Origin of the sequence: Micromonospora tulbaghiae, from assembly GCF_900091605.1 — a bacterium.
Lineage (GTDB): Bacteria > Actinomycetota > Actinomycetes > Mycobacteriales > Micromonosporaceae > Micromonospora > Micromonospora tulbaghiae.
Genome location: NZ_FMCQ01000011.1, coordinates 64,498 through 85,758, shown reverse-complemented (window position 1 = coordinate 85,758; position 21,261 = coordinate 64,498). Strand labels below are relative to the sequence as shown.

General features: G+C 74.3%; 21 protein-coding genes and 1 pseudogene. 14 read left to right on the top strand and 8 right to left on the bottom strand.

Annotated features, from left to right (window positions below):
• Positions 1-39: 39 nt before the first annotated feature.
• From GA0070562_RS27010 to GA0070562_RS27000, 3 genes are all read left to right on the top strand, one after another.
• Complete coding sequence (locus GA0070562_RS27010; RefSeq protein WP_091427171.1) at positions 40-927, top strand: helix-turn-helix domain-containing protein; 888 nt, start codon at positions 40-42, stop codon at positions 925-927.
• 76 nt (positions 928-1,003) lie between these two features.
• Complete coding sequence (locus GA0070562_RS27005) at positions 1,004-1,852, top strand: SAM-dependent methyltransferase (protein WP_091427364.1); 849 nt, start codon at positions 1,004-1,006, stop codon at positions 1,850-1,852.
• Positions 1,853-1,914: 62 nt separating this feature from the next.
• Entirely contained in the window at positions 1,915-3,357 is a 1,443-nt protein-coding gene (locus GA0070562_RS27000) for a serine/threonine-protein kinase (RefSeq protein WP_091427170.1), read from the top strand.
• A gap of 3 nt (positions 3,358-3,360) precedes the next feature.
• On the opposite strand, the gene GA0070562_RS26995 is transcribed toward GA0070562_RS27000, so the two are convergent.
• Positions 3,361-4,053 carry a carbon-nitrogen hydrolase family protein gene (locus tag GA0070562_RS26995; protein WP_091427169.1) on the bottom strand — a complete coding sequence of 231 codons (693 nt, stop codon included), beginning with the start codon at positions 4,051-4,053 and terminating at the stop codon, positions 3,361-3,363.
• 66 nt (positions 4,054-4,119) lie between these two features.
• Between GA0070562_RS26995 and GA0070562_RS26990 the strand changes: the two genes are divergently transcribed.
• Entirely contained in the window at positions 4,120-4,899 is a 780-nt protein-coding gene (locus GA0070562_RS26990) for a DedA family protein (protein ID WP_091427168.1), read from the top strand.
• A gap of 8 nt (positions 4,900-4,907) precedes the next feature.
• Here GA0070562_RS26990 and GA0070562_RS26985 read toward each other — a convergent pair whose 3' ends face one another.
• Together GA0070562_RS26985 and gdhA are read right to left on the bottom strand one after the other, a co-directional pair.
• A complete protein-coding gene (locus tag GA0070562_RS26985; RefSeq protein WP_091427167.1) occupies positions 4,908-6,266 on the bottom strand; it encodes a hypothetical protein in 1,359 nt (452 codons plus the stop codon).
• Between the two features lie 151 nt (positions 6,267-6,417).
• Positions 6,418-7,749, bottom strand: a complete 1,332-nt coding sequence (gene gdhA / locus GA0070562_RS26980; protein ID WP_091427362.1) for an NADP-specific glutamate dehydrogenase — start codon at positions 7,747-7,749, stop codon at positions 6,418-6,420.
• A 92-nt stretch (positions 7,750-7,841) separates the two neighbouring features.
• On the opposite strand from gdhA, the gene GA0070562_RS26975 reads away from it, so the two are divergent.
• From GA0070562_RS26975 to GA0070562_RS26960, 4 genes are read left to right on the top strand one after another with little or no spacing between them, the layout of a single operon-like run.
• Complete coding sequence (locus GA0070562_RS26975) at positions 7,842-8,183, top strand: MazG-like family protein (RefSeq protein WP_091427166.1); 342 nt, start codon at positions 7,842-7,844, stop codon at positions 8,181-8,183.
• A 30-nt stretch (positions 8,184-8,213) separates the two neighbouring features.
• Positions 8,214-9,050 carry a hypothetical protein gene (locus GA0070562_RS26970; RefSeq protein WP_091427165.1) on the top strand — a complete coding sequence of 279 codons (837 nt, stop codon included), beginning with the start codon at positions 8,214-8,216 and terminating at the stop codon, positions 9,048-9,050.
• A gap of 15 nt (positions 9,051-9,065) precedes the next feature.
• Positions 9,066-10,037, top strand: coding sequence for a pirin family protein (locus tag GA0070562_RS26965; RefSeq protein WP_091427164.1), 972 nt, complete (start codon positions 9,066-9,068; stop codon positions 10,035-10,037).
• Positions 10,038-10,081: 44 nt separating this feature from the next.
• Positions 10,082-10,750: a hypothetical protein gene (locus GA0070562_RS26960; RefSeq protein ID WP_091427163.1), complete on the top strand. Its 669-nt coding sequence runs from the start codon at positions 10,082-10,084 to the stop codon at positions 10,748-10,750.
• Positions 10,751-11,082: 332 nt separating this feature from the next.
• On the opposite strand, the gene GA0070562_RS26955 is transcribed toward GA0070562_RS26960, so the two are convergent.
• The gene (locus GA0070562_RS26955; RefSeq protein WP_091427162.1) at positions 11,083-11,352 is read right to left on the bottom strand and encodes a DUF2795 domain-containing protein; all 270 of its coding nucleotides are present in this window, start codon (positions 11,350-11,352) and stop codon (positions 11,083-11,085) included.
• A gap of 177 nt (positions 11,353-11,529) precedes the next feature.
• On the opposite strand from GA0070562_RS26955, the gene GA0070562_RS26950 reads away from it, so the two are divergent.
• Positions 11,530-11,937, top strand: coding sequence for a DUF2267 domain-containing protein (locus tag GA0070562_RS26950; RefSeq protein ID WP_091427161.1), 408 nt, complete (start codon positions 11,530-11,532; stop codon positions 11,935-11,937).
• 16 nt (positions 11,938-11,953) lie between these two features.
• Here the strand turns inward: GA0070562_RS26950 and GA0070562_RS26945 are convergent, their stop codons facing one another.
• Positions 11,954-13,141, bottom strand: a complete 1,188-nt coding sequence (locus GA0070562_RS26945; protein ID WP_091427160.1) for a CaiB/BaiF CoA transferase family protein — start codon at positions 13,139-13,141, stop codon at positions 11,954-11,956.
• Between the two features lie 244 nt (positions 13,142-13,385).
• On the opposite strand from GA0070562_RS26945, the gene GA0070562_RS26940 reads away from it, so the two are divergent.
• The 4 genes and pseudogenes from GA0070562_RS26940 to GA0070562_RS30815 form a co-directional block, all read left to right on the top strand.
• Positions 13,386-14,420, top strand: coding sequence for a TerC/Alx family metal homeostasis membrane protein (locus tag GA0070562_RS26940; protein ID WP_091427159.1), 1,035 nt, complete (start codon positions 13,386-13,388; stop codon positions 14,418-14,420).
• Between the two features lie 50 nt (positions 14,421-14,470).
• Positions 14,471-15,070 (top strand): sulfite oxidase-like oxidoreductase, encoded by a 600-nt coding sequence (locus tag GA0070562_RS26935; protein ID WP_091427158.1) that lies wholly within the window; start codon positions 14,471-14,473, stop codon positions 15,068-15,070.
• Between the two features lie 40 nt (positions 15,071-15,110).
• Positions 15,111-15,830, top strand: a complete 720-nt coding sequence (locus tag GA0070562_RS26930; protein WP_175438896.1) for a ferredoxin reductase — start codon at positions 15,111-15,113, stop codon at positions 15,828-15,830.
• A 16-nt stretch (positions 15,831-15,846) separates the two neighbouring features.
• Positions 15,847-16,047 (top strand): annotated as a pseudogene (locus tag GA0070562_RS30815) (DUF6510 family protein); the annotation flags it as partial.
• On the opposite strand, the gene GA0070562_RS26925 reads toward GA0070562_RS30815, so the two are convergent.
• The gene (locus GA0070562_RS26925; protein WP_091427156.1) at positions 15,973-17,781 is read right to left on the bottom strand and encodes a glycosyltransferase family 2 protein; all 1,809 of its coding nucleotides are present in this window, start codon (positions 17,779-17,781) and stop codon (positions 15,973-15,975) included. The pseudogene GA0070562_RS30815 and the gene GA0070562_RS26925 overlap by 75 nt on opposite strands.
• A gap of 207 nt (positions 17,782-17,988) precedes the next feature.
• Positions 17,989-18,645: a C39 family peptidase gene (locus GA0070562_RS26920; protein ID WP_091427155.1), complete on the bottom strand. Its 657-nt coding sequence runs from the start codon at positions 18,643-18,645 to the stop codon at positions 17,989-17,991.
• A 590-nt stretch (positions 18,646-19,235) separates the two neighbouring features.
• Here GA0070562_RS26920 and GA0070562_RS26915 point away from each other — a divergent pair.
• Entirely contained in the window at positions 19,236-19,799 is a 564-nt protein-coding gene (locus tag GA0070562_RS26915) for a GNAT family N-acetyltransferase (RefSeq protein ID WP_091427360.1), read from the top strand.
• 10 nt (positions 19,800-19,809) lie between these two features.
• On the opposite strand, the gene GA0070562_RS26910 is transcribed toward GA0070562_RS26915, so the two are convergent.
• A complete protein-coding gene (locus tag GA0070562_RS26910) occupies positions 19,810-21,255 on the bottom strand; it encodes a M20/M25/M40 family metallo-hydrolase (RefSeq protein WP_091427154.1) in 1,446 nt (481 codons plus the stop codon).
• Positions 21,256-21,261 lie beyond the last annotated feature (6 nt).

The window sequence follows — 21,261 nt, the reverse complement described above, 5'->3', positions numbered from 1 at the left end:
GGTGCCCGGCCGGGGCGGTCGGGATGCGAGGGCGGTCAGGTGGCGACGGTGCCCGTCGAGGGTGGTCCGACAAGCGGGCCGACAGTGCTGCGCATGCTCCTCGGCGGGCAGCTGCGCCGGCTGCGGGAGAGCGCCGGGGTCAGCCGTGAGACCGCCGGCTGGGAGATCCGCTCGTCGGAGTCGAAGATCAGCCGGATGGAGCTGGGCCGGGTCGGCTTCAAGGAGCGCGACGTGGCCGACCTGCTCACGCTCTACGGCGTCACCACGCCGGAGGACCGCGACGCGCTGCTCAAGCTGGCCCGGGACGCGAACAGCCCGGGCTGGTGGCACCGCTACGGCGACGTGCTCCCCGCCTGGTTCCAGTCGTACCTGGGCCTGGAGGCGGCCGCCGCGCTGATCCGCACCTACGAGGTGCAGTTCGTACCCGGCCTGTTGCAGACCGCCGCGTACGCCCGGCAGGTGATCCTGCTCGGCCACCGCGGCGCGTCGGCGGCGGAGCTGGACCGGCGGGTGGAGCTGCGGATGCAGCGCAAGGAGCTGCTGCGGCGGGCGAACCCGCCGCAGCTGTGGGCGGTGCTCGACGAGGCGGTGCTGCGCCGCCCGATCGGCGGCGCCGCGGTGATGCGGGAGCAGATGGACGCGCTGATCGAGGCGACCTCCGGCCCGCACGTACGGTTGCAGATCGTCCCGTTCGCCGCCGGTGGGCACGCCGCGGCCAGCGGCGCGTTCAGCATCCTGCGCTTCGGTGACGCCGACCTGCCGGACATCGTCTACATCGAGCAGCTGACCAGCGCCATCTACCTCGACAAGCGCGACGACCTCGACTTCTACGCCGAGGCGATGGAACGGCTGTGCGTGGAGGCCGCGCCGCCGGAGCGGACCCCCGAGCTGCTGGCCCGCATGCGCGACGAGCTGTACCCGGTCTGACCGGCGCGGTGGCGGGCAGTAGCATGACCGCCGATCGGAGACAGTGGACGGTGGCACGCGAGTCGTGGAGGCGGCCTTGACCAGCGACGCACCAGGTACGGCACCCGATTCCGGGCCACTCGCCGGCCGGATCGACACCACGGTGGCGCATCCCGCCCGCCGGTACAACTACTGGCTCGGCGGCAAGGACAACTTCCAGGCCGACCGCGACTCCGGCGACGCGATGGCCGCGCGGTTCCCGACCATCCGGATCAGCGCCCTGGAGAACCGGCGGTTCCTGCGCCGCGCGGTGCGCCATCTGGCCGGCGAGGCGGGCATCCGGCAGTTCCTGGACATCGGCACGGGCATCCCCACCGCCGACAACACGCACGAGGTGGCGCAGGCGACCGACCCGCGCGCCCGGGTGGTCTACGTCGACAACGACCCGATCGTGCTGGCCCACGCCCGCGCGCTGCTCACCAGCTCCGCCGAGGGCGCCACCGCCTACCTCGACGCGGACCTGCGTGACCCGGAGGGCATCCTCGCCCACCCCGACCTGCGCCGCACGCTGGACTTCTCCCAGCCGGTGGCGTTGATGCTGCTGGCGGTGCTGCACTTCGTGCCCGACGGCGAAGACCCGTACGCGATCGTCGGCCGGCTGCTGGACGCCCTGCCCGACGGCAGCTACCTGGCCGCCTCGCACGCCACCCACGACTACCTGCCGGCCGAGGTGGCCGCCGAGGCGAAGGCGGCGGCCCGCGGCGGCGGCCCGCACGGCGTGATCAACTTGCGCAGCCGGGAGGAGGTCGTGCGCTTCTTCGACGGGCTGGAGCTGGTCGAGCCGGGCGTCTGCTCGGTCGCCGAGTGGCGCGCCGACGGCGAGCCCGAGCCGCGCCCGTCGGTGATCGAGGTCAGCATGTACGGCGGGGTCGCCCGCAAGCCCTGACCCGGGCACCCCCGCCGGACGGTTGACGGGCACGGGGCCCGGACGGGCAGACTGGAGGCATCATGTCGCCGTTCACGTCCGCCCTGCGCCTGCACGACCGATACGTCCTGCGCGAACGCATCGGTCTCGGCGGGATGTCCGAGGTGTGGCGCGCCGACGACGAGGTGCTGCACCGGCCCGTCGCGGTCAAGGCCCTCGCCGGGCAGCTCGCCGCCGACCCGCAACTGCGGGCGGTCATCCAGCGCGAGGCCCGCGCGGCGGCGCGGCTCACCCACCCGCACGTCACCCAGGTGTACGACTACGGCGAGGCGACGCTGGACAGCGGCGTCGTGGTCCCGTACCTGGTGATGGAGCTGGTGGAGGGCCAGACGCTCGCCGACCGGCTGGCCGGCGGGCCGCTGGCCTGGCCGGATGCGGTCCGCACGGCCGGGCAGGTCGCCGGGGCGCTGGCCGCGGCGCACCGGATCGGCGTGGTGCACCGCGACGTCAAGCCGGCCAACGTGATGCTCACCGAGACCGGCGCGAAAGTGCTCGACTTCGGCATCGCCGCGCCCGCCGGCCCGCACCCGGTCACCGGGCAGCCCGGCGCGCTGCTGATGGGCACCCCCGCCTACTTCGCCCCGGAACGCCTCGACCCCGGCCCCGCGAACCCGGCCGGCGACGTGTACGCGCTCGGCGTACTGCTGTACCGCAGCCTCACCGGCCGGGCGCCGCTGCCGGTGCGCAGCTGGGACGACGTGCTGGACGTGCGGCGCAACCGGCCGGCGGTGCCGCCGCTGCGGGTGCCCGGCCTGCCGCCGGAGGTCGCCGACCTGGTCCTGGCCTGCCTCGCGATGGACCCGGAGCGGCGGCCCACAGCGGCCCGGCTCGCCGAGCGGCTCGGCGCGGGCCGTCCGGTGGATCCGCCGACCGCGGTCCTGCCCACCGTGGCGCCGGTGGCGCACCCGCCCACCCTCGTCGAGCGGTCCCCGGCCGCCGCGTCCCGCCCGGTCCCGCCGGCACGTCCCGTCGCGCCGTCGCGCCCGGCGGTCTCGTCGAACCGGCTGTTCGGGCTGCTCGTCGCCGGTGCCGTGGTGCTGCTGCTCGCCGTGGTCGGCTCGCTGGTGTGGGGCGACGGCTCCGGCACCCCGCCGGCCGCCGCGCCCACCGCCGGCCCGTCGACCGGCGCCGCCGAACCGCCCGTCCCCGAACCCAGCAGCGCCGCCCCGCCGTCGACGGCATCCGAACCGGTGACGCTGCGTCAGCTCGGCGACCGGTTCGGTGAGCTGCTCGACCGGGCCGAGGCGATCGGGCTGGTCGACCGCAAGACGGCTGACGACCTGCGGAAGAAGGCCGCCGAGCTGGAGCGGGGCAAGCCGAAGGACCGGGACAAGCGGGTCGAGGACCTGCGCGAGAAGATCGAGGACGCGGCCGAGGACGACAAGATCGACCCGGTCACCGCCGCAGCGTTGCGGAAGCTGATCGACGGCTACGAGCGGCTGCGCGGCGGCGCCGACGAGGGTTGAGCGTCACCGCAGCGTGGCGGTGACCACCTCGCCGACTCCCGTGCCGGCCCGGACCACCGGCTCGCCGTCCGGCGACCAGATCCCCGAACCGCCGGCGGCCCGCGCGTACCCGCCACCGGTCGAGCCGGCGAAACTCGCCGTCACCACCCACACCCCGTGCGCGGCGGCGACGCGGCGGGCGCGTTCGTCCGGCACCGCCGCGTCCTCGGCCGACTCCAGCACCCCCGCCAGGTAGGCGTCCGCGCCGAGTGCCACCGTCGCCGCCGCGTGCTCCGGCATCCCGGTGTCCTTGCACACCGCCAGGCCCAGCCGCCAGCCGTCCACATCGAGCACCGCCGGCTCCGGGCCCGGTCGCATGTGCCGCGGCTCCGCGCCACCCAGACACATCTTCCGGTACGCGACCCGCACGCCGTCGGCGTCGACCGCGAGCACCCCGATGTGCGGCCCGGGCACCGGCGCCCCGGCCAGCGCCAGCGTCCCGGTGTCGGCGCAGGCCGCACGCAGCGGCGCGAGCCTCGGGTCGGCCGGGTCCAGCGGCGCGGCGGTCAGCTCGTACCCGGTCAGCGACATCTCCGGGAACACCACCACGCGGGCCGAGGCGGCGCGCACCGCGTCGGCGTGCCGGTCGGCGTTGCCCTCGACGTCGAGGGAGCGGGTCAACGGCTGGGCGACGGCGATCCGCAACGGCGTACGCATGGCCTACACGATAATGGTTTCCATGACGCGTGGTCGTCCGCGGCTTCGCCCCGTAACGTTGGTCCGATGATCGGAAACGCACAGCTGCTCGCCGTCCCCCGGGTGAGCACCTCGCGGGCCGCGGAACCGACCGGCGACGGAGTGGCCGGCTGGGTCACCGGCCTGATGGAACGGCTCGGTGGTCCGGGCGCCGGCCTCGCGGTGGCCCTGGAGAACCTGTTCCCGCCCATCCCCAGCGAGGTGATCCTGCCGCTTGCCGGCTTCACCGCGAGCCAGGGCAGGATGAGCCTGGCCGGCGCCATCTTCTGGACCACGCTCGGGTCGATCGTCGGCGCGCTGGCGCTCTACTACATCGGCGCGGCCCTCGGGCGGGACCGGATGCGTGCCCTGGCCGCGCGGCTGCCGCTGATCAAGCTGGAGGACGTGGACCGCACCGAGGCGTGGTTCCTGCGCCACGGCGTCAAGGCGGTGTTCTTCGGCCGGATGATTCCGATCTTCCGCAGTCTCATCTCCATCCCGGCCGGGGTGGAACGGATGCCGGTGCCGGTCTTCCTGCTCTACACCGCGCTGGGCAGCCTGATCTGGAACACCACGTTCGTGCTCGCCGGTTACCTGCTGGGCGAGCAGTGGCACGTGGTCGAGGCGTACGCGGGCACGTTCCAGAAGGTCGTCATCGTGGCCGTGGCGGCCGGTGTCTGCTGGTTCGTGGTCAGCCGGGTCCGCCGCTCCCGCCGCACCGCCGGCGACGTGCCGCAGCAGCCGGAGCCGCAGCTGGAGCCGGAGCCGCAGGCGGCCCCGCAGGGCACCGTCTACCGGGGTGGCTGGTACGGCCGGGCGGAGGACTGAGGGCAGGCTCAGCAGGGCGGGTAGAGCAGGCGGGTGCCGGCGCCGGCGGCCCGGGCGGCGTGGTCGCTGAACCGGCAGCCGAAGTCCGGCGCCGCCACCGCGCGCCGGTCGGTGACCGCGTCACCGGCCGGGCGCTTGCCGGTGCGGACCCAGCGAGCCAGGTCGTCCCACGCGGCGCCGGCCTCGGCCGGGCTGAACTCGCAGTGCTGCGCGGTGCGCACCGCCCGCTGCACCAGCAGCCGGGACCGGCCGTGCCTGGCCACGTCCCGGGCGTACGCCTGCTCCATCCCGAACGGCACGAACAGGTCGCCGAGCCCGTGCAGGCTGAGCACCGGCGCGGTGGGCCGCCCCGCGATCCGGGGCACCTCGGTCAGGCCGGGCGAGAGCCGCTGGCGCAGGTTCTCCGGCGCGACCCGCTGCACCGTGGCGTCGAGGTTCACCGGCTGGTTCGGCGCGTACCGGGTGAACAGGTTCGTGGCGAGCTGACCGGGACGGCGGGCGGGGGAGCCGTCCGCCTCGCTGACGGCGATGCCGAACAGGAAGTCCTTCCACACCGCGAACGCGGAGTCCGCGCCCGGCCGCGGCCCGCCGGAGCGCTCCACTGTGACCGCGCGCAGTTGCTTGCCCAGGTCGTTGGTGGTGTCCGGGCCGCCCGGCGTCAGCCCGGCCAGGCCGAGCGTGACCTGGATCCGGGGCACCGCCGAGGTCAGGTAGTCGGCCGGCGTCGGGTACGCGCGCACCCCGGCCAGCGCCTGCGCGACCAGGTTGTAGTCCAGGAAGAAGTCGAACAGCTCCTGGTCGCCGAGCACCCCGCACATCGGCAGCGCCCCGGCGTAGTAGCCCGGGTACTGCTCCAGCGACCGGCCGATGACGTGGCCGCCCATCGAAACACCGGCGACGAGCACCCGGTGCGGGCGCCGGACGGTACGGCTGAACAGATCGGCCAGGGCGCGGGTGCCGCGTACGCCGGAGCGCACGTCGTAGCCGTTGCGGTCGTACGACGACGACGCCCACGCGTACCCCTGCGCGATCAGGCGCTGCCGCAGCTCGAAGGCGGGCGGCTCCGGCGACAGCTCGGTGCCCTGGCCGCGGTAACCGTGCGCCCACATGACCAGGTCGCCGTTCCAGCGCGCCGGGATCTCGATGATGTACCCGGCGTTCGCGTGCACGCCCTGCCGCACGGTGGTGGCGGCCCCGCCGACGACGAGCGGCGGCAGCGGCGGGTTGACGATGGTGTAGCCGGGCAGCGGGCCGCTGCCGTCGTCACGGCCGCCGGCGGCGGCGGGTGCCGCGCCGGTCAGGCCGAGCGCCAGCGCGAGGACCGTACCGACGGCGAGCAGCCGGCGGCGGACGGGTGAGGGCTGCATCGCTGCTCCCCGGGGACGGGTGCCACCCCGGGACGGGGGTGACGACGCGGGACGGATGCCTACCGGCCGGTAGCGCCCTGAACGTAGGCCGGGCGTCGAAAGCTGTCAATCGCTGACCGACCGCTCCGTCAGCGTCCGTCCCGCCGTCCGCTCACACCAGCCCGTGTGCCAGCATCGCCTCGGCCACCCGCCGGAACCCCTGGATGTTCGCCCCGGCCACGTAGTCGCCGGGCAGCCCGAACTCCTCCGCGGTCGCCCAGCACCTGTCGTGCACGTCCCGCATGATCTCGCGCAGCCGCTGCTCCGACTCGCCGAACGTCCACGTGTCGCGGCTGGCGTTCTGCTGCATCTCCAGCCCGCTCACCGCCACCCCGCCGGCGTTGGCGGCCTTGCCCGGGGCGAACCGCACCCCGGCCCGGCCGAGGATCCGCACCGCCTCCGGCGTGGTGGGCATGTTCGCCCCCTCCACCACCGCGACGCAGCCGCCGGCCACCAGCGCGGCCGCCTCCGCGCCGCCGATCTCGTTCTGCGTGGCGCAGGGCAGCGCCAGGTCGCAGGGCACCTCCCACACGTTGCGGTCCGGGACCGCCACCGCGTTGCGCGCGTGCTCCGCGTACTCGGCCAGCCGGCCCCGGCGCTGCTCCTTCAGCTCGCGCAGCAACGGCAGGTCGATGCCCTTCTCGTCGACCACGTAGCCGCCGGAGTCCGAGCACGCCACCACGGTGCCGCCGAGCTGGTGCACCTTCTCGATCGCGTAGATGGCCACGTTGCCGGAGCCGGACACCACCACCCGCTTGCCCTCCAGGCTGTCACCGGCCTGCCGGAGCATCTCGTCGGCGAAGAACACCGCCCCGTACCCGGTCGCCTCCCGGCGTACCTGCGCGCCCCCGTACGCCAGCCCCTTGCCGGTGAGCACGCCCGCGTCGTACCGGTTGGTGATCCGCTTGTACTGCCCGAACAGGTAGCCGATCTCCCGGCCGCCCACCCCGATGTCACCGGCCGGTACGTCGGTCTGCGGGCCGATGTGCCGGTACAGCTCGGTCATGAAGCTCTGGCAGAACCGCATCACCTCGCGGTCGGAGCGGCCCTTCGGATCGAAGTCGGCGCCGCCCTTGCCGCCGCCGATCGCGAGACCGGTCAGCGCGTTCTTGAAGATCTGCTCGAACCCGAGGAACTTCACGATGCCCAGGTAGACCGACGGGTGGAAGCGCAGGCCGCCCTTGAACGGGCCGAGCGCGCTGTTGAACTCCACCCGGAAGCCGCGGTTCACCCGCACCCGGCCCTGGTCGTCCTCCCACGGCACGCGGAAGATGACCTGCCGCTCCGGCTCGCAGACCCGCTCGACCACCTCGGCGTACTCCGGATGCCGGGCCAGGGCCGGACCGATGCTCTCCAGCACCTCGCGGACCGCCTGGTGGAACTCGGGCTCTCCCGGGTTCCGGGCGACCACGCCGGCGAACACCGACTCGACGGTCTCCGGCATCACGGGCACCTCCTCTCGCCTGGGACGCAGGCCACCTGGCCTGCGTCGCCCCAGGATACGAACGGTCCGTGGGGTGGGGTTCACTGGTCCGCGTGGACGCCACCATCTGGACGACGGCGCGGGACGCGCGCGCCTGGCTCGACGCCGCGAACGGCCGCGGCGACACCGAACTGACCTGTCGCATCCTCAAGATCGGCGAGGAGGCCGGCGAGGTCGCCGCGGCCTGGATCGGCCTGCTCGGGCAGAACCCGCGCAAGGGCGTGACGCACACCCGTGAGGAGGTCGCCGCCGAACTGGCCGACGTGGCGTTCACCGCCCTGGTCGCCATCGAGAGCCTCGGCCTGGACGCGCACGCCGTGCTGACCGCGTGCGCCGACAAGGTGCGTTCGCGTACCGGAGCGGGAATGAACCGGGACGCCGACGCGGACGTATGACCCGGTGGGGACCGGCGAGAGGGGACGACCATGACCGCATCCGAGGACGACCCCGACCTGGCCCGGCCCCGCTGGTCCGGCGGAGCCCGGCTGCTGGCCGCCGCCGCGGTGCTGGTGGTGGTGCTCGGCGTCGTGGCGGTGGCGGTGACGCTGTCCAACCCGGCCCGCCTCGGCGTGGTCTTCTCCGGCGGCGCGCCGGCGTCACCGGTCACCGGGAACGGCGGCTCCGGCGCGGCGGGCGCCGCCGAGGTGGCCGGCGCCGAGACCGTCGCCGCGCCCCGCGGCGACCGGCAGCGCGCCCAGTTCGAGCTGGTCGACGGGCTGACCCGGTTCACGCTGCGGGCCACCGACCTCGGCGACGACCTCTACCGGATCGGCGCGCCGGACGGCTCGGGTGTGACCCCGCGCCCGCAGCTCGTGGGCGACCGGGTCCGGCTGCGGGTGGAGGAGAACGGCCGCCCCGGCCCGTCCGCCGTCGAGGTGGTGCTCAACTCCCGGGTCACCTGGCGGCTGCGGCTGATCGGCGGGGTCAGCGAGCAGCGCCTCGACCTGGGTGAGGCCCGGCTCGCCGGGGTCGACCTGGTCGGCGGCGCGTCGCGTACCCGGCTGCTGCTGCCGCGGCTCGACGGCTCGCTCACCGTCCGGATGACCGGCGGGGTCAGCGAACTCACCGTCACCGTGCCCGGCGGGCCGCCGGCCCGGGTGCGGGTGGCCTCCGGCGCCGGCTCCCTGACCCTGTACGACGAGCGGCGCGGCGGGATCGCCGCCGGGGACCTGGTCAGCTCGCCGGGCTGGGACCGGGCCGCCGACCGGCTCTACCTCGACCTGGTCGGGGGCGCGAACGCGGTGAGCGTCACCGCGGAGTGAGCGTACAGTCGGGCGGTGGACCGCACCGAATCCCTGCCCGCGCAGACGCTCCCGCCGGGCGTCGGCCCGACCGATCCGGGCAGCGTGCTGCTGCCCGGCCACGACGTCCCGCTCGGCCGCTACACCACGGTGCGGCGGCTGCTGCCGCAGCGGCAGCGCCGGATGGTCGGCGCCTGGTGCTTCGTCGACCACTTCGGGCCCGACGACGTGGCCGACCGGCCCGGCATGGAGGTGCCGCCGCATCCGCACACCGGGCTCCAGACCGTCACCTGGCTGCTCGACGGGGAGATCCTGCACCGCGACAGCCTCGGCAACGTGCAGCCCATCCGCCCGGGCCAGCTCAACGTGATGACCTCCGGGCGCGGCATCGCCCACTCCGAGCGCTCCCCGCTGGTGCACCCGCCGCTGATGCACGGCGTGCAGCTGTGGGTGGCGCTGCCCGACCCGGCCCGGGCCGGTGACCCGGACTTCGCCCACCACGCCGGCCTGCCCCGCCTCCGCGACGGCGACCTGGACGTCACGCTGCTCGTCGGCGACCTCGGCGGGGAACGCTCGCCCGCGGTCGTGCACACCCCGCTGGTCGGCGCGCAGATCGAGGTCCGCGGCCCGGCGCCGGCCACGCTGGCGCTGCGTCCGGACTTCGAGTACGGGCTGCTGGCCATGTCCGGCGCCGCCGAGTGCGACGGCACGGCGCTGGCCCCCGGCGCACTGCTCTACCTGGGCCTCGGGCGGAACGCGCTGACCCTGCGCGCCGAGCCGGGCACGCGTCTGCTGCTGCTCGGCGGCACCCCGTTCGAGGAGCCGCTGGTGATGTGGTGGAACTTCGTCGGCCGCTCGCACGAGGAGGTGGTGGCCGCCCGGGAGGACTGGATGGCCGGCCGCCGCTTCGGCGTGGTCGCCGACGACGCGGCGCCACCGCTGCCCGCGCCAGCGCTGCCCACCACCCGGCTCAAGGCCCGCGACCGCGGCGGCGACGTACGCGGCTGACCGCCGTACCCGAATGCCGCGCCGTCGCTGGGGTAGTCGGCGGCATGCCGACAAAGACCGCCCCGCGCGACGTCGCGGACAAGAAGCGGCTAGCCCGCCGGCTCGCCGGAGACGGCCGCGGGTTCGCCGAGTGCTTCGGGTTCCGGGTGACCAACAATCCGGCCCAGTTGTTCCAGGTGCTGTACCTGGCCGTCCTGCTGGCCCGCCGGGGCGACTTCCACCGGGCCGTCGACGCGGCGACAGCGCTGCGCGACGCCGGCTGGGACACCGCGGCCCGGATGGCCCGTTCCCGGCACGAGGACCGGGTACGCGTGCTGCGCGCCGCCGGGCTGCGCGGTGACCTGGCCGGGATCGCCGACACCCTCGGCGACCTGGCCCGCACGGTCGTCGAGACGTACCGGGGTGACCTGCGGCGGCTGCGGACCGCCGCGCATCAGGACCCGGGCGAGGAACGGCGGCTGCTGACCGCGCTGCCCGGAGTGGACGACGAGGTGTGCGACCTGTTCCTGCGCGAGGCGCAGGCGCTGTGGCGCGAGGCGGCACCGGTGGCCGACCGGCGGGCGCTCGCGGCGGCCCGGCGGCTCGGGCTGGGCCGCACCGCCCGCGACCTCGCCGGACTGACCGGCAACGACGGGTCGGAGCAACTGTCGTGGCTGGTCGGAGCGCTGGCGCGAGTGGACCTGGAGCGGCGGTACGCCGAGGTGACCGCCTGAGCGTGTGCGTGCGCCCGGACACACTTCCGCGATTCTCACCCGTTCGGCTGATGCCGCGTCGTATGATGATCGTGGCAGCGATGCCAGCCCGGTTCGGGCGAACATCTCACCGCTGCGCGGTCGCGACCCGGTTCGGGCGTGAACCGCGCAGGACAGGTGCTGCGTGGCGCCCCAGGTCGCGGTTCGTGACCCGGGGCGCTCGCCTGTCCAGGGCGTGCCGACCGCCCACACGGGAGTACGCACGACCGCCCACCCGCGACTGTCGCACGCCGGGCTTGCCTGAGCGCGCGCAGAGGCCGGCGGCCGTGTCGCCCGCCGGCCCGCCGCCGTGCTCAGATGCCGCGCAGGTGCTGCGACACGCGCGGGTGGTCGACCCGGGCCTGCGCCGCGCGCTGCGACGGGCTCACCTCGGGAGCCGCGTCGATGCCGGCCGAGCGGGCCACCTCGGTGCCGTTGGCGTAGTCCACCGGGGGCAGCGCGCGCAGCGCCCGCAACACGTCCGGCGGCGCGCCCTCCCGTTCCGCCTCGCGGATGACGTCGTCCTTGCCGGCCGGGTAGTCCAGCGCGGACAGGTACTCAAGGACATCCGTGTAACTCGCCATGGGTCGGGCTCCTCGTGGCAGTAGTCGCGGTCATGACCGGGCGGCGGTTACCCGTAGCGCCGCCGCTCACGCCCGCAGGCGCGCAAATCCCGCCGCGTAATCGCGCCGGTGAGCGGCGCCGTTTCCGGCGCGCTGTCGCGGGTAGCCGCGGTGGGCGCACCGAAGGGGGTACCACGGATGCACTACCTGACCTTCGTGAGCCGGGTCGCCCGGCTCACCGGCACCAGCGAGGACCGGGCCGCCACGCTCACCGGGGCCACGCTGGAGACGTTCGCCGAGCGGCTGACCGGCGGCGAGGTGCTGGACCTGGCCGCGCAGCTGCCCAGGCCACTGCAGGGGCTGCTCAGTCCGTATCCGCGGGACGAGGCGGCCGAACGCTTCGGCGCGGCGGAGTTCGTCGCCCGGGTCGCCCGGCGGGCGGACTGCGACGAGAACACCGCCCGGGACGCGGTCCGCGCGGTGTTCGTCACGATGCGCGAGGCGATCCGGGGCGGGGAGTTCCAGGAGGTGGTGGTCCAGTTCCCGCGCGACTACCGGGACATGGTGGAACCGGCGCTGGCTCCGGCCGCCGCGAACCGCCGCTGAGCCGGTTCGCGGGCGGTCAGCCGATCACACCGGCGGCGCGCAGCGCGGCGATGCGGCCGGCGTCGATCCCGGCGTCGGCGAGCACCTCGTCGGTGTGCTCGCCCGGCGAGGGCGGAGGACGCCGCACCGAGGTCGGGGTCGCCGAGAAGCGCGGCGCCGGAGCGGGCTGGGTGACGCCGTCCGGCGCCACGAAGACGTCCCGGGCGCGCAGGTGCGGATGCGCCGGCGCCTCGGCCCAGTCGAGCACCGGCGCGGCGCAGGCGTCGGTGCCGGCCAGCAGGTCCGTCCACTCGTCCCGGGTCCGGGTGCGGAACAGCCGCGCCCAGGCTGCCCGCAGCGCCGGCCAGTTCGCCGGGTCGTCCCGGTCCAGCGCGTCGTCGGCGGCGCTGCCGTCCGCCGCGCCGTCCTCGCCGTCGAGCGGGAAGCCGGTGAGGCGGACCAGTTCGGCGTAGAACTGCGGCTCCAGCGCGCCCACCGCGACGTACCGCCCGTCGGCGCACTCGTACGTGTCGTAGAAGGGAGCGCCGCCGTCGAGCAGGTTCACCCCGCGCGGGTCCTGCCACAGGCCGATGCCGCGCAGCGCGTGGATCTGGGTGGCCAGCACCGACACGCCGTCCACGATGGCCGCGTCGACCACCTGGCCGGGCGCGCCGCCACGCACCGCGTACAGCGCCGCGACCACGCCGAGCGCCAGCATCATGCCCCCGCCGCCGTAGTCGCCGAGCAGGTTCAACGGCGGCACCGGGCGTTCCCCGGCCCGGCCCACGCCGTGCAGCGCGCCGGTCAGCGCCAGGTAGTCGATGTCGTGCCCGGCGCGCTGCGCCAGTGGCCCGTCCTGCCCCCAGCCGGTCATCCGCCCGTACACCAGGCGGGGGTTGGCGGTGAGGCAGTCGTCCGGGCCGAGGCCGAGTCGCTCGGTCACCCCGGGCCGGAAGCCCTCGACCAGCGCGTCCGCGCCGGCGACCAGGGCGAGCACCAGGTCACGCCCGTCGGGCTGCTTCAGGTCCACCGCGATCGAGCGGCGGTTGCGGTTCAGCAGGTCGCCGGGAAAGGCGCCGAACCCACCGCCGCCGGGCCGGTCGACGCGCACCACGTCGGCCCCGAGGTCGGCCAGCATCATCGACGCGAACGGACCGGGGCCGATGCCGGCCAGCTCGATCACCCGTACGCCGGTCAGTGGTCCCTGGTTGGTCACCCGCGTCACCCTAGGGGCCGGGGTGACCCGGCGCCATGCCCGCTGCCGCCGTACAGCGGTTGACCAGGGCAATCAACCGTGTCCGACTTGGCGTCAGGTCCGGCGGTGACCTAGCCTTGTCCAGGCGAGGGGAGTACTTCCCACGAATCATTCCGGTCAGTACGGCAAGCCGCCGAGGCGAGCCCCGGGTGGTTGCCCACGAAAACGTGGGTGAAGGAGACCTCGAACATGACACGGTGTTCGAGGAGGCCCCATGCCCGAATTGTCGCCCCTGGCCGCGGGCGGGTTGTCGTCGGTCGGCACGCCCACGTTGTGGGCCGTGACGATCGTCGGTGTGCTCGTCCTGCTGGTGCTCGACTTCCTGGTCACCAGAAAGCCGCACGAGGTCTCGATGCGCGAGGCGCTCGGCTGGTCGGCCTTCTACATCGCCCTGCCGCTGGCCTTCGGCGCGTGGATCTGGTCCCGCTACGGCAGCCAACAGGGCATCGAGTACCTCACCGGTTACCTGGTCGAGAAGTCCCTCTCGGTCGACAACCTGTTCGTCTTCATGCTGCTGCTGGCCGCGTTCGCGGTGCCCGCGGTGCTCGCCCAGCGGGTGCTGCTCTACGGCATCGCGGGCGCACTCGTGCTGCGCGGCGTGTTCATCGCGCTCGGCGCCGCCGCGCTCCAGACGCTCGACTTCGCCTTCCTGCTGTTCGCGCTCATCCTGATCGCCACCGCGGTCAAGCTGCTGCGCGACGCCCTCTCCGGGCACGAGCAGGAGGTCGACATCAACAAGATGCGGTCGGTACGGCTGCTCCGCAAGATCATGCCGGTGGTCGACGACTACCACGGCACCCGGATGACGATCCGGCAGGCCGGCCGGCGGGCGCTCACGCCGTTCGCGCTCGTCGTGGTCGCGGTGCTGGCCACGGACATCGTGTTCGCCGTCGACTCGGTGCCCGCCGTCTACGGGATCACCGAGGACCCGTACCTGGTCTTCGCCACCAACGCCTTCGCGCTGCTGGGCCTGCGGGCACTCTACTTCGTGCTGCACGCCGCGCTGAGCCGGCTCGTACACCTCAGCTACGGCCTGGCCGCCATCCTGGCGTTCATCGGCGTCAAGCTCGGCCTGCACTGGGCGCACGGCATCTGGAAGGGCGTGCCGGAGATCCCGACGCTCGCCTCGCTCGGCGTGATCATCGGTGTCCTGGTGATCGTCACCATCACCAGCCTGCGGGCCACCCGCAACAGCGGCGACGGCAAGCGCACCGTCGTGCACGAGGTGCAGGGCGGAGGTTCCGCCTGACTCGGTGGGAACCCGTGCCCCGGCGCGACCGGCGGTGGTACGACTGACGGGTGGGAATCGTCTCGCCCGGCTTCCAGGGCCGGCCCCGTTCGTCCGCGCCCGACCTGCCGCCGGGGCAGTACCTCACCGAGGACTTCCCGGTGCTCTCCGCCGGCCCGACGCCACGTGTCTCCCTCGACACCTGGGAGTTCGTGCTGACCGGCGAGACCGGCGCGGAGTACCGCTGGTCCTGGGACGAGCTGATGGGCCTGCCGCAGGACACCCCGACGGTGGACCTGCACTGCGTCACCCGCTGGTCCAAGCTCGGCACCACCTGGCAGGGCGTCTCCCTGGACACGCTGCTCGACGGCGTCGACACCGGAGCCCGGTACGCGCTGGCGCACTCCTACGGCGGGTACACCACGAACCTGCCGCTGGACGACCTGCGCGGCGGGCGGGCCTGGGTGGTGCACACGTACGACGGGGGGCCGCTGCCGGCCGAGCACGGCGGCCCGGCGCGGCTGCTCGTACCGCACCTGTACCTGTGGAAGTCGGCGAAGTGGGTGCACGGCATCCGGCTGCTCGCCGACGACCGGCCCGGCTTCTGGGAGACCGCCGGCTACCACGACTACGGCGACCCGTGGCGCGAGCAGCGCTACCAGGGCGACTGAGGTGACGGCGCAGGCGCAGGGCCGCCGCGTCGCGCCGCTGATGTGGCGGGTCGCCCGGCTGGTCGAACGACGGATCGAGACGCCCACCGCGCAGACGCTGGTGCTGGACGTGCCCGGCTGGCCCGGGCAGCTGCCCGGACAGCACGTCGACCTGCGCCTGACCGCCGAGGACGGCTACCAGGCCGCCCGGTCGTACTCGCTCGCCGGCCCCGCCGACGGCGAGCGGATCGAGGTGACGGTGCAGCGGGTGCCCGACGGTGAGGTGTCGCCGTACCTGACCGACACCTACGCCGAGGGCGACCCGCTGGAGGTGCGCGGCCCGGTCGGCGGCTGGTTCGTCTGGCGTACCGACGACACCGCGCCGGTCCTGCTGGTCGGCGGCGGATCCGGCGTGGTGCCGCTGATGGCGATGATCCGCGCACGCCGGGCCGCCGGCAGCCGCACGCCGTTCCGGCTCGTCTACTCGGTGCGCACCCCCGACGACGTCATCTACGCCGACGAGCTGCGCCGCCGCGCCCGCGACGACCAGGGCCTCGACGTCGCGTACGTCTACACCCGGTCCGCGCCCGAGGGCTGGCGCGGCGAGCCGCACCGGATCGGCCTGGCCGACGTGAACAGTCACGGCTGGCCGCCCGACCTGGAGCCGCTCTGTTACGTGTGCGGCCCCACCGGATTCGTGGAGACCGTGGCCGACCTGCTGGTGGGGCTGGGTCACCCGACCCGGCGCGTGCGGACCGAACGGTTCGGCCCGACCGGCTGAGACCCGAGGAGGGCGTATGACCGACCTGTCGTACCTGGACGGCAACATGCTCGACGGGCCGCTACGCGAGTTGTTCGCCGTCGACCTGAGCGCCACCACCGGCCGCTGCGACACCTGCGGGACGACCGGCCCGATGGCCGGGCTACACGTCTACTCGCACGCCCCGGGCCTGGTCGGGCGCTGCCCCGCCTGCTCCGGGGTGATGGTGCGGCTGGTCCGCGCGCCGCAGCGGGCCTGGCTGGACCTGCGCGGCACCACGTACCTCCAGGTGCCCATGCCGGCCGAGCAGGGCTTCCGCGCCGCGCCCTGAGGCCTGCGCCCCGGCCGGGCCGCGCTCTGACGTCTGTGCCGTGGCCGGGCCGCGCCGCCCGCGCCGGCGCAGCCGCCCGACGAGCTGACCCACTGTCACCGGCACCACCGACAGCACGAGCTGACCGTTGCGCGGGTCGACGGTCGCCGCCACCCCGTACAGCCGGGCGCCGTGCCGCAGCAGCCGCGGCCGCCCGGCGGCGAGCCGCGGCGCGCGCACCACGGCGCCGCCGCGCCCGTGCCCGCCGTCCACCTCGGCGCGCACCGGATGGCGTTGCCCGCCGGCGGCCAGGAGCCGGTCGAGCGCGAAGTCCGTGCGGAACGTGCGGCCGGCCGGATCGCCGGCGTCCATCCGGGTGGCGCCCACGACCGGACCGGCCAGCATCCGCATCGGCCCGGCCTCCGTGGCGAACCGAGGGTACGGGCTGCGCGTGGTCACCGTCAGCGTGTGCCCGTCGGCCCAGCTCACGTCGACGGTGTCCAGCCGCGCCAGCCAGTCGGCGCGCACGTCGGTGACGTCGGTCCACCGCGCCGGGGCGCCCGGATAGCCCGCGTGCCAGCGGCCACCGGCGAACACAGTCGCCGGTACGCCCCGGCCGCTGTCCTGCTCGATGACCGCCAGCAGATCGTCGACCCCGCCCGCGGTCACCGCGCCCAGGCGCAGCCGGGCCTCGATGCCGAGCCGGTCCCGCACGCCGTCGGTGACGTGCCGCCGCACCAGCCGCGCGACTGTCGCGTGCACCCGCTCCTGCGCGGCCCGGTCCAGGTGCCGGAAGTCGTCGCCGACCAGGTTCGCCAGTTCCAGCCCGACGTGGCGGCGCAGCACCGCGTCCCGGCGAGCTCCGGCGGGGATCAGGTCGGCCACGTACGCGAACAGCCGCTCCACGCTGACCAGGCGCTGCTCGATCCGGCTGCGGTACGTGATGTTGCGGGCGTCCAGCCGGCGTACCGCGTGGTAGTAGTCGTAGTCGGCGAGCACCGAGATGCGCCGGGCGTGGTAGCAGGCGGCGAGCGTGAACGGCTGGTCGCTGAGCACCGGCATGTCCTCCGGGAACCGCAGCCCGAGCCGGTCCACGAGGTCGCGCCGGAACAGCTTCGTGTTCGCCAGCGACCACGGCAGCGCCGAGTCGAACAGGCTCACGTCGACCGCGTTGCCGCAGGCGAACACGTCCGAGAAGACGTGCCGGCCGTTGACGCCGACCACCTTGCCGAGCACCACGTCCGAGCCGTACCGGTCGGCGGCGGCGACCAGACGTTCCAGGGCCTCCGGGCCGAGCCGGTCGTCCGAGCCGAGGAAGAAGACGTACCGGCCGGTGGCCAGGTCCAGGCCCCGGTTGCAGGGCGCTGCCGGGCCACCGGAGTTGGCCTGGTGGACCACCCGCACCGTGCCGGGATGCTTGGCGGCGTACCGGTCCAGCAGCCGGCCGCTGCCGTCGGTGGACCCGTCGTCCACCGCCACGATCTCCATCCGGTGCGGCCCGATGGTCTGCCGCAGCACGGAGTCGAGGCAGGACCGCAGGTAGCGCAGCGTGTTGTAGACCGGCACGACGACGCTCACGTCGGGGCGGCTCGTCGCGGGTGGGCGTTGCGCGGTCGGTAGGCGGTGGGTCGGTGGGCGGTGCGTCGCCTCCTCGGCTGCCACTGCTGCTCCTTCGCGGTCGCCCCGGACGATCCGGCGCGACCCAGCGTGGTGGAGCGAGCCGTCCGGGTGACGACACCGGCGTGACGGCGAGGTGACCGGCAGGCAGCCGTTGGACATGCACGACAGGGCCCGACCCCTGTGGTGGGGTCGGGCCCTGTCGCGTGCTCTTGCTCTTGCTGTGCAGTCGTGTGTGCGGCGGGGTGGTGGTCAGCTGGTGCTGTAGCCGCGGGTGGCGATCCAGTCGGCGAGGTTGTCGATGTTCATGCGGTAGGTGGCGGTGTTGGGGTTGGCGCTGTCGGCGATGGTGACGGTGTGGCCGTTGTCGCGGTAGCCGATGACGCTGATGTAGTGGCCGCCTTCGAAGGAGTGGGTGGTGCCGTCGGTGTCGGTGGCGGTGCCGGCGATGTTGGCGACCACGGCCCGGCCGGCGTCGACGGTCTTGACGACGTCGGCGCGTAGGGCGTCGGTCTGCTTGTCGTCGGCCTTGGGGGTGCTGATCTCGACGGACTTGTAGGCGTTGCTGGCGCCGGTTTCCTTGTTCAGTACGGGGGTGATGTCGTTGATGCTGTTGGTGCCGGCTTCGGTGGTGCCCATCTCGCGGGCCATGGCGTGGACGTCGATGTTCTTGCCCTGCACGCTCAGGGCGTTGCGGGCGGCGGCGGGGCCGCAGAAGTAGAAGTTGGGCTGGGCCTCGTAGCGCACGTCGAGTTCCCGCTCGCCGTGGCCCTTGCGGTCGGCGACAGCGGTGGTGGTGTTGCCGGTGGGGGTGGCGTGGGCGGCGATCGCGGGGCCGGCGATGCCTGCGGTGGTGGCGGCGATACCGGCAGCGGTCAGAACGGTCTTGCGCAGCAGAGTGGTAGCCATGATGGTTGCCTCCCTGGAGTGGGGGATGACCGCGGCGGGGGTGCCGCGGAGAGGGAAAGTCTTCGGGGGTGCCCGTCAAAGAGCGGGCTGTGGTGGCGCGGGCGGCCCGAGGGGGCCTGCTCCGCGGCTCGGGGGTGTAACGACGTGCGGGCCGGGGCCATTCCCGGGGACGGCGGGGTGCCCGTCGCTCGGGATGTAACGACGACCGGGCCGGGCCGATTCCCCGACCTGCCGCGGCTGCCGGGGCGGGCCGGGTGTTCGGCGCTCGGCCCTGGTGCCGGGGCGGTCAGCCATGTACAACGCCCCGCGCCCGCCGCCGATTCCACCCTCACGATGGCACCGACCACACCCACGCGCCCGCACCGAACCGGACACAGCTCACCAAACCCGTCACGCCATCGCCCGGGCCGGGCTGCACCACCACGCGATCTTGCACTTTGCTCCCCGGCGAGCCCCCGCAAAGCGGACATCTCGCGGGCATCGAGTGCAAGATCGCGCGAGCCGCGGATGTTGGCCGCGGGCGATCTGCGAAGGGCTTGGGTGGGGTGGCGGCGAGGGAGTGCACCCCCGGGTGGGGCGTGGTGGGGGCGGTGTCCGAGAGTGGAGCCGTGCGATATCTGCGCAGTGACGGACGTGTCGCCATCCGCCGTCCCCGTCCGGCCGACGAGGCGGAGTTCGTCGCCGCCGCCCGGCGCAGCCGCGACCTGCACCACCCGTGGCTGTCCGCGCCCGATGACGCGCAGCGGTACTCGGCGCACCTGCGCAAGATCCGGGCGCGGGACAGCTCCGGGTTCCTGTTCTGCGACCGGGAGACCGGCGAGATCGCCGGATACGCGAACATCAGCGGCATCGTGCTCGGCGCGCTGCGCGGCGGCTACCTCGGATACGCCGCGTTCCGCCCGTACGCGGGCACCGGGCACGCCTCGGCCGGGGTGCGGCTGGTGATCGACTACGCGTTCGGGCCGCTCGGTCTGCACCGGCTGGAGGCCAACATCCAACCCGGCAACGAGCCGTCGAAGCGGCTGGTGCGCCGGCTCGGCTTCCGGCTGGAGGGGTTCTCGCCGGACTACCTGTTCGTCGACGGCGCGTGGCGCGACCACGAACGCTGGGCGATCACCGCCCCGGACGGGGTGGACCCGACGCCGGGGCGGTGACCGACCGGCCTCAGCTACCGGGCTTCGGGAAGGCGACCGGGCTGCGGTGCCCGTCACGGTCCACCGCTCGCACGCCGAAGAACACGTTGTCCTTGGACAGGTCGATCGTCACCTCGGTGACGTCGCCGACCGGCAGCACCTTCTGCCACTGGTCGGCGGTGGTCTCCCGCCACACCACCTCGTACCCGGCCAGGTCCGGCTCGGGGCCGCGCTGCCACCGCAGGGTGGTGTCGTTGGTCAGGTTCGTGGTCACCACCGTGACGCCCTTGGGTGTGCCCGGCGCCTGGGCCAGCGACCACAGCGTCGCGGCGTTCACCCGCGCCACGCGGGTGATGTAGCCGAAGTCGCAGAACTCCGGCAGGTCGCCGTACTGCACCCCGTCGACGACGCGTACGTCCTGGTGCTGGTGGGCGAAGTCCTCGTTGGGCTCGGTGAACCGGCCGGCCGGCCACCCCTCGCGCAGGAACGAGATGTGGTCGCTGCCACGCAGGTAGCGGTCCCGCCGGTAGATCACGCGCACGTCCATGCCGGTGGCGGAGTTCTCCGCCACGTCGGTGACGAACCGGGCGAGCTGCCGCGACGGCGAGTCGTTCTCGCCGCCGACGGACTGCCGCACGCTCGCCTCGGCCGGGGTCTCGGCGGTCGGCACGCCCTCGGCGAACAACCGCACGGTACGCGGGTCGCGGGTGCCGTCGTCGGCGGTGCTGGACCCGACGATGTCGTTGCTGAACATGGCCTGCACGTCCGCGCCGGCCGCCTTCAGCTGCGACGCCAGGTACGCCGAGCCGTACAGTCCCTGCTCCTCGGCGGCCACGGCGGCGAGCACGATGGTGGCCTCGGTGCGGCGGGTCGACAGCACCCGGGCCAGTTCCATCACCACCGCCACGCCGGAGGCGTCGTCGTCGGCACCGGGCGCGTCGCTGACCGCGTCCATCACGTCGGTCGCCCGGGAGTCGTAGTGGCCGGTGATGACGTACACCCGCTCGGGCGTGACGTCGCCGCGCAGGGTCGCCACCACGTTGGTGATGGTGGTCGGGACGGGGATGCGGGAGGCGGGCTGCTGCACGTACGACTGGAGTTCGACGCTCATCCGGCCGCCGGACGCGGCCGCGTACCCGGAGAGCTGGGCGTGGATCCAGTCGCGGGCGGCGCCGATGCCGCGTACCGGATCGGTCTGGCTGGACAGGGTGTGGCGGGTGCCGAACGCGGCGAGGCGGCGCACGACGGCCTCGATCCGGCGGCTGTCAATCTCGCGCAGCAGCGCGGTCAGCTCGCGGTCGGGCCGCTGCGGCCGGGCCGGACGGCCCGGGCCCGGGGGCGCGCCGGTCGCGGCGGCGGCCGGGGCGGCGGCGAGCGGGGTGGCGACGGCGGCGGCGGTGGCCGCGGCGGAGGCGGTGAGGAAGGTACGCCGGCTGGACCTCGTGGGTCGACCCTCGGCGGTCTCGTGGTTTCCCATCCCGGC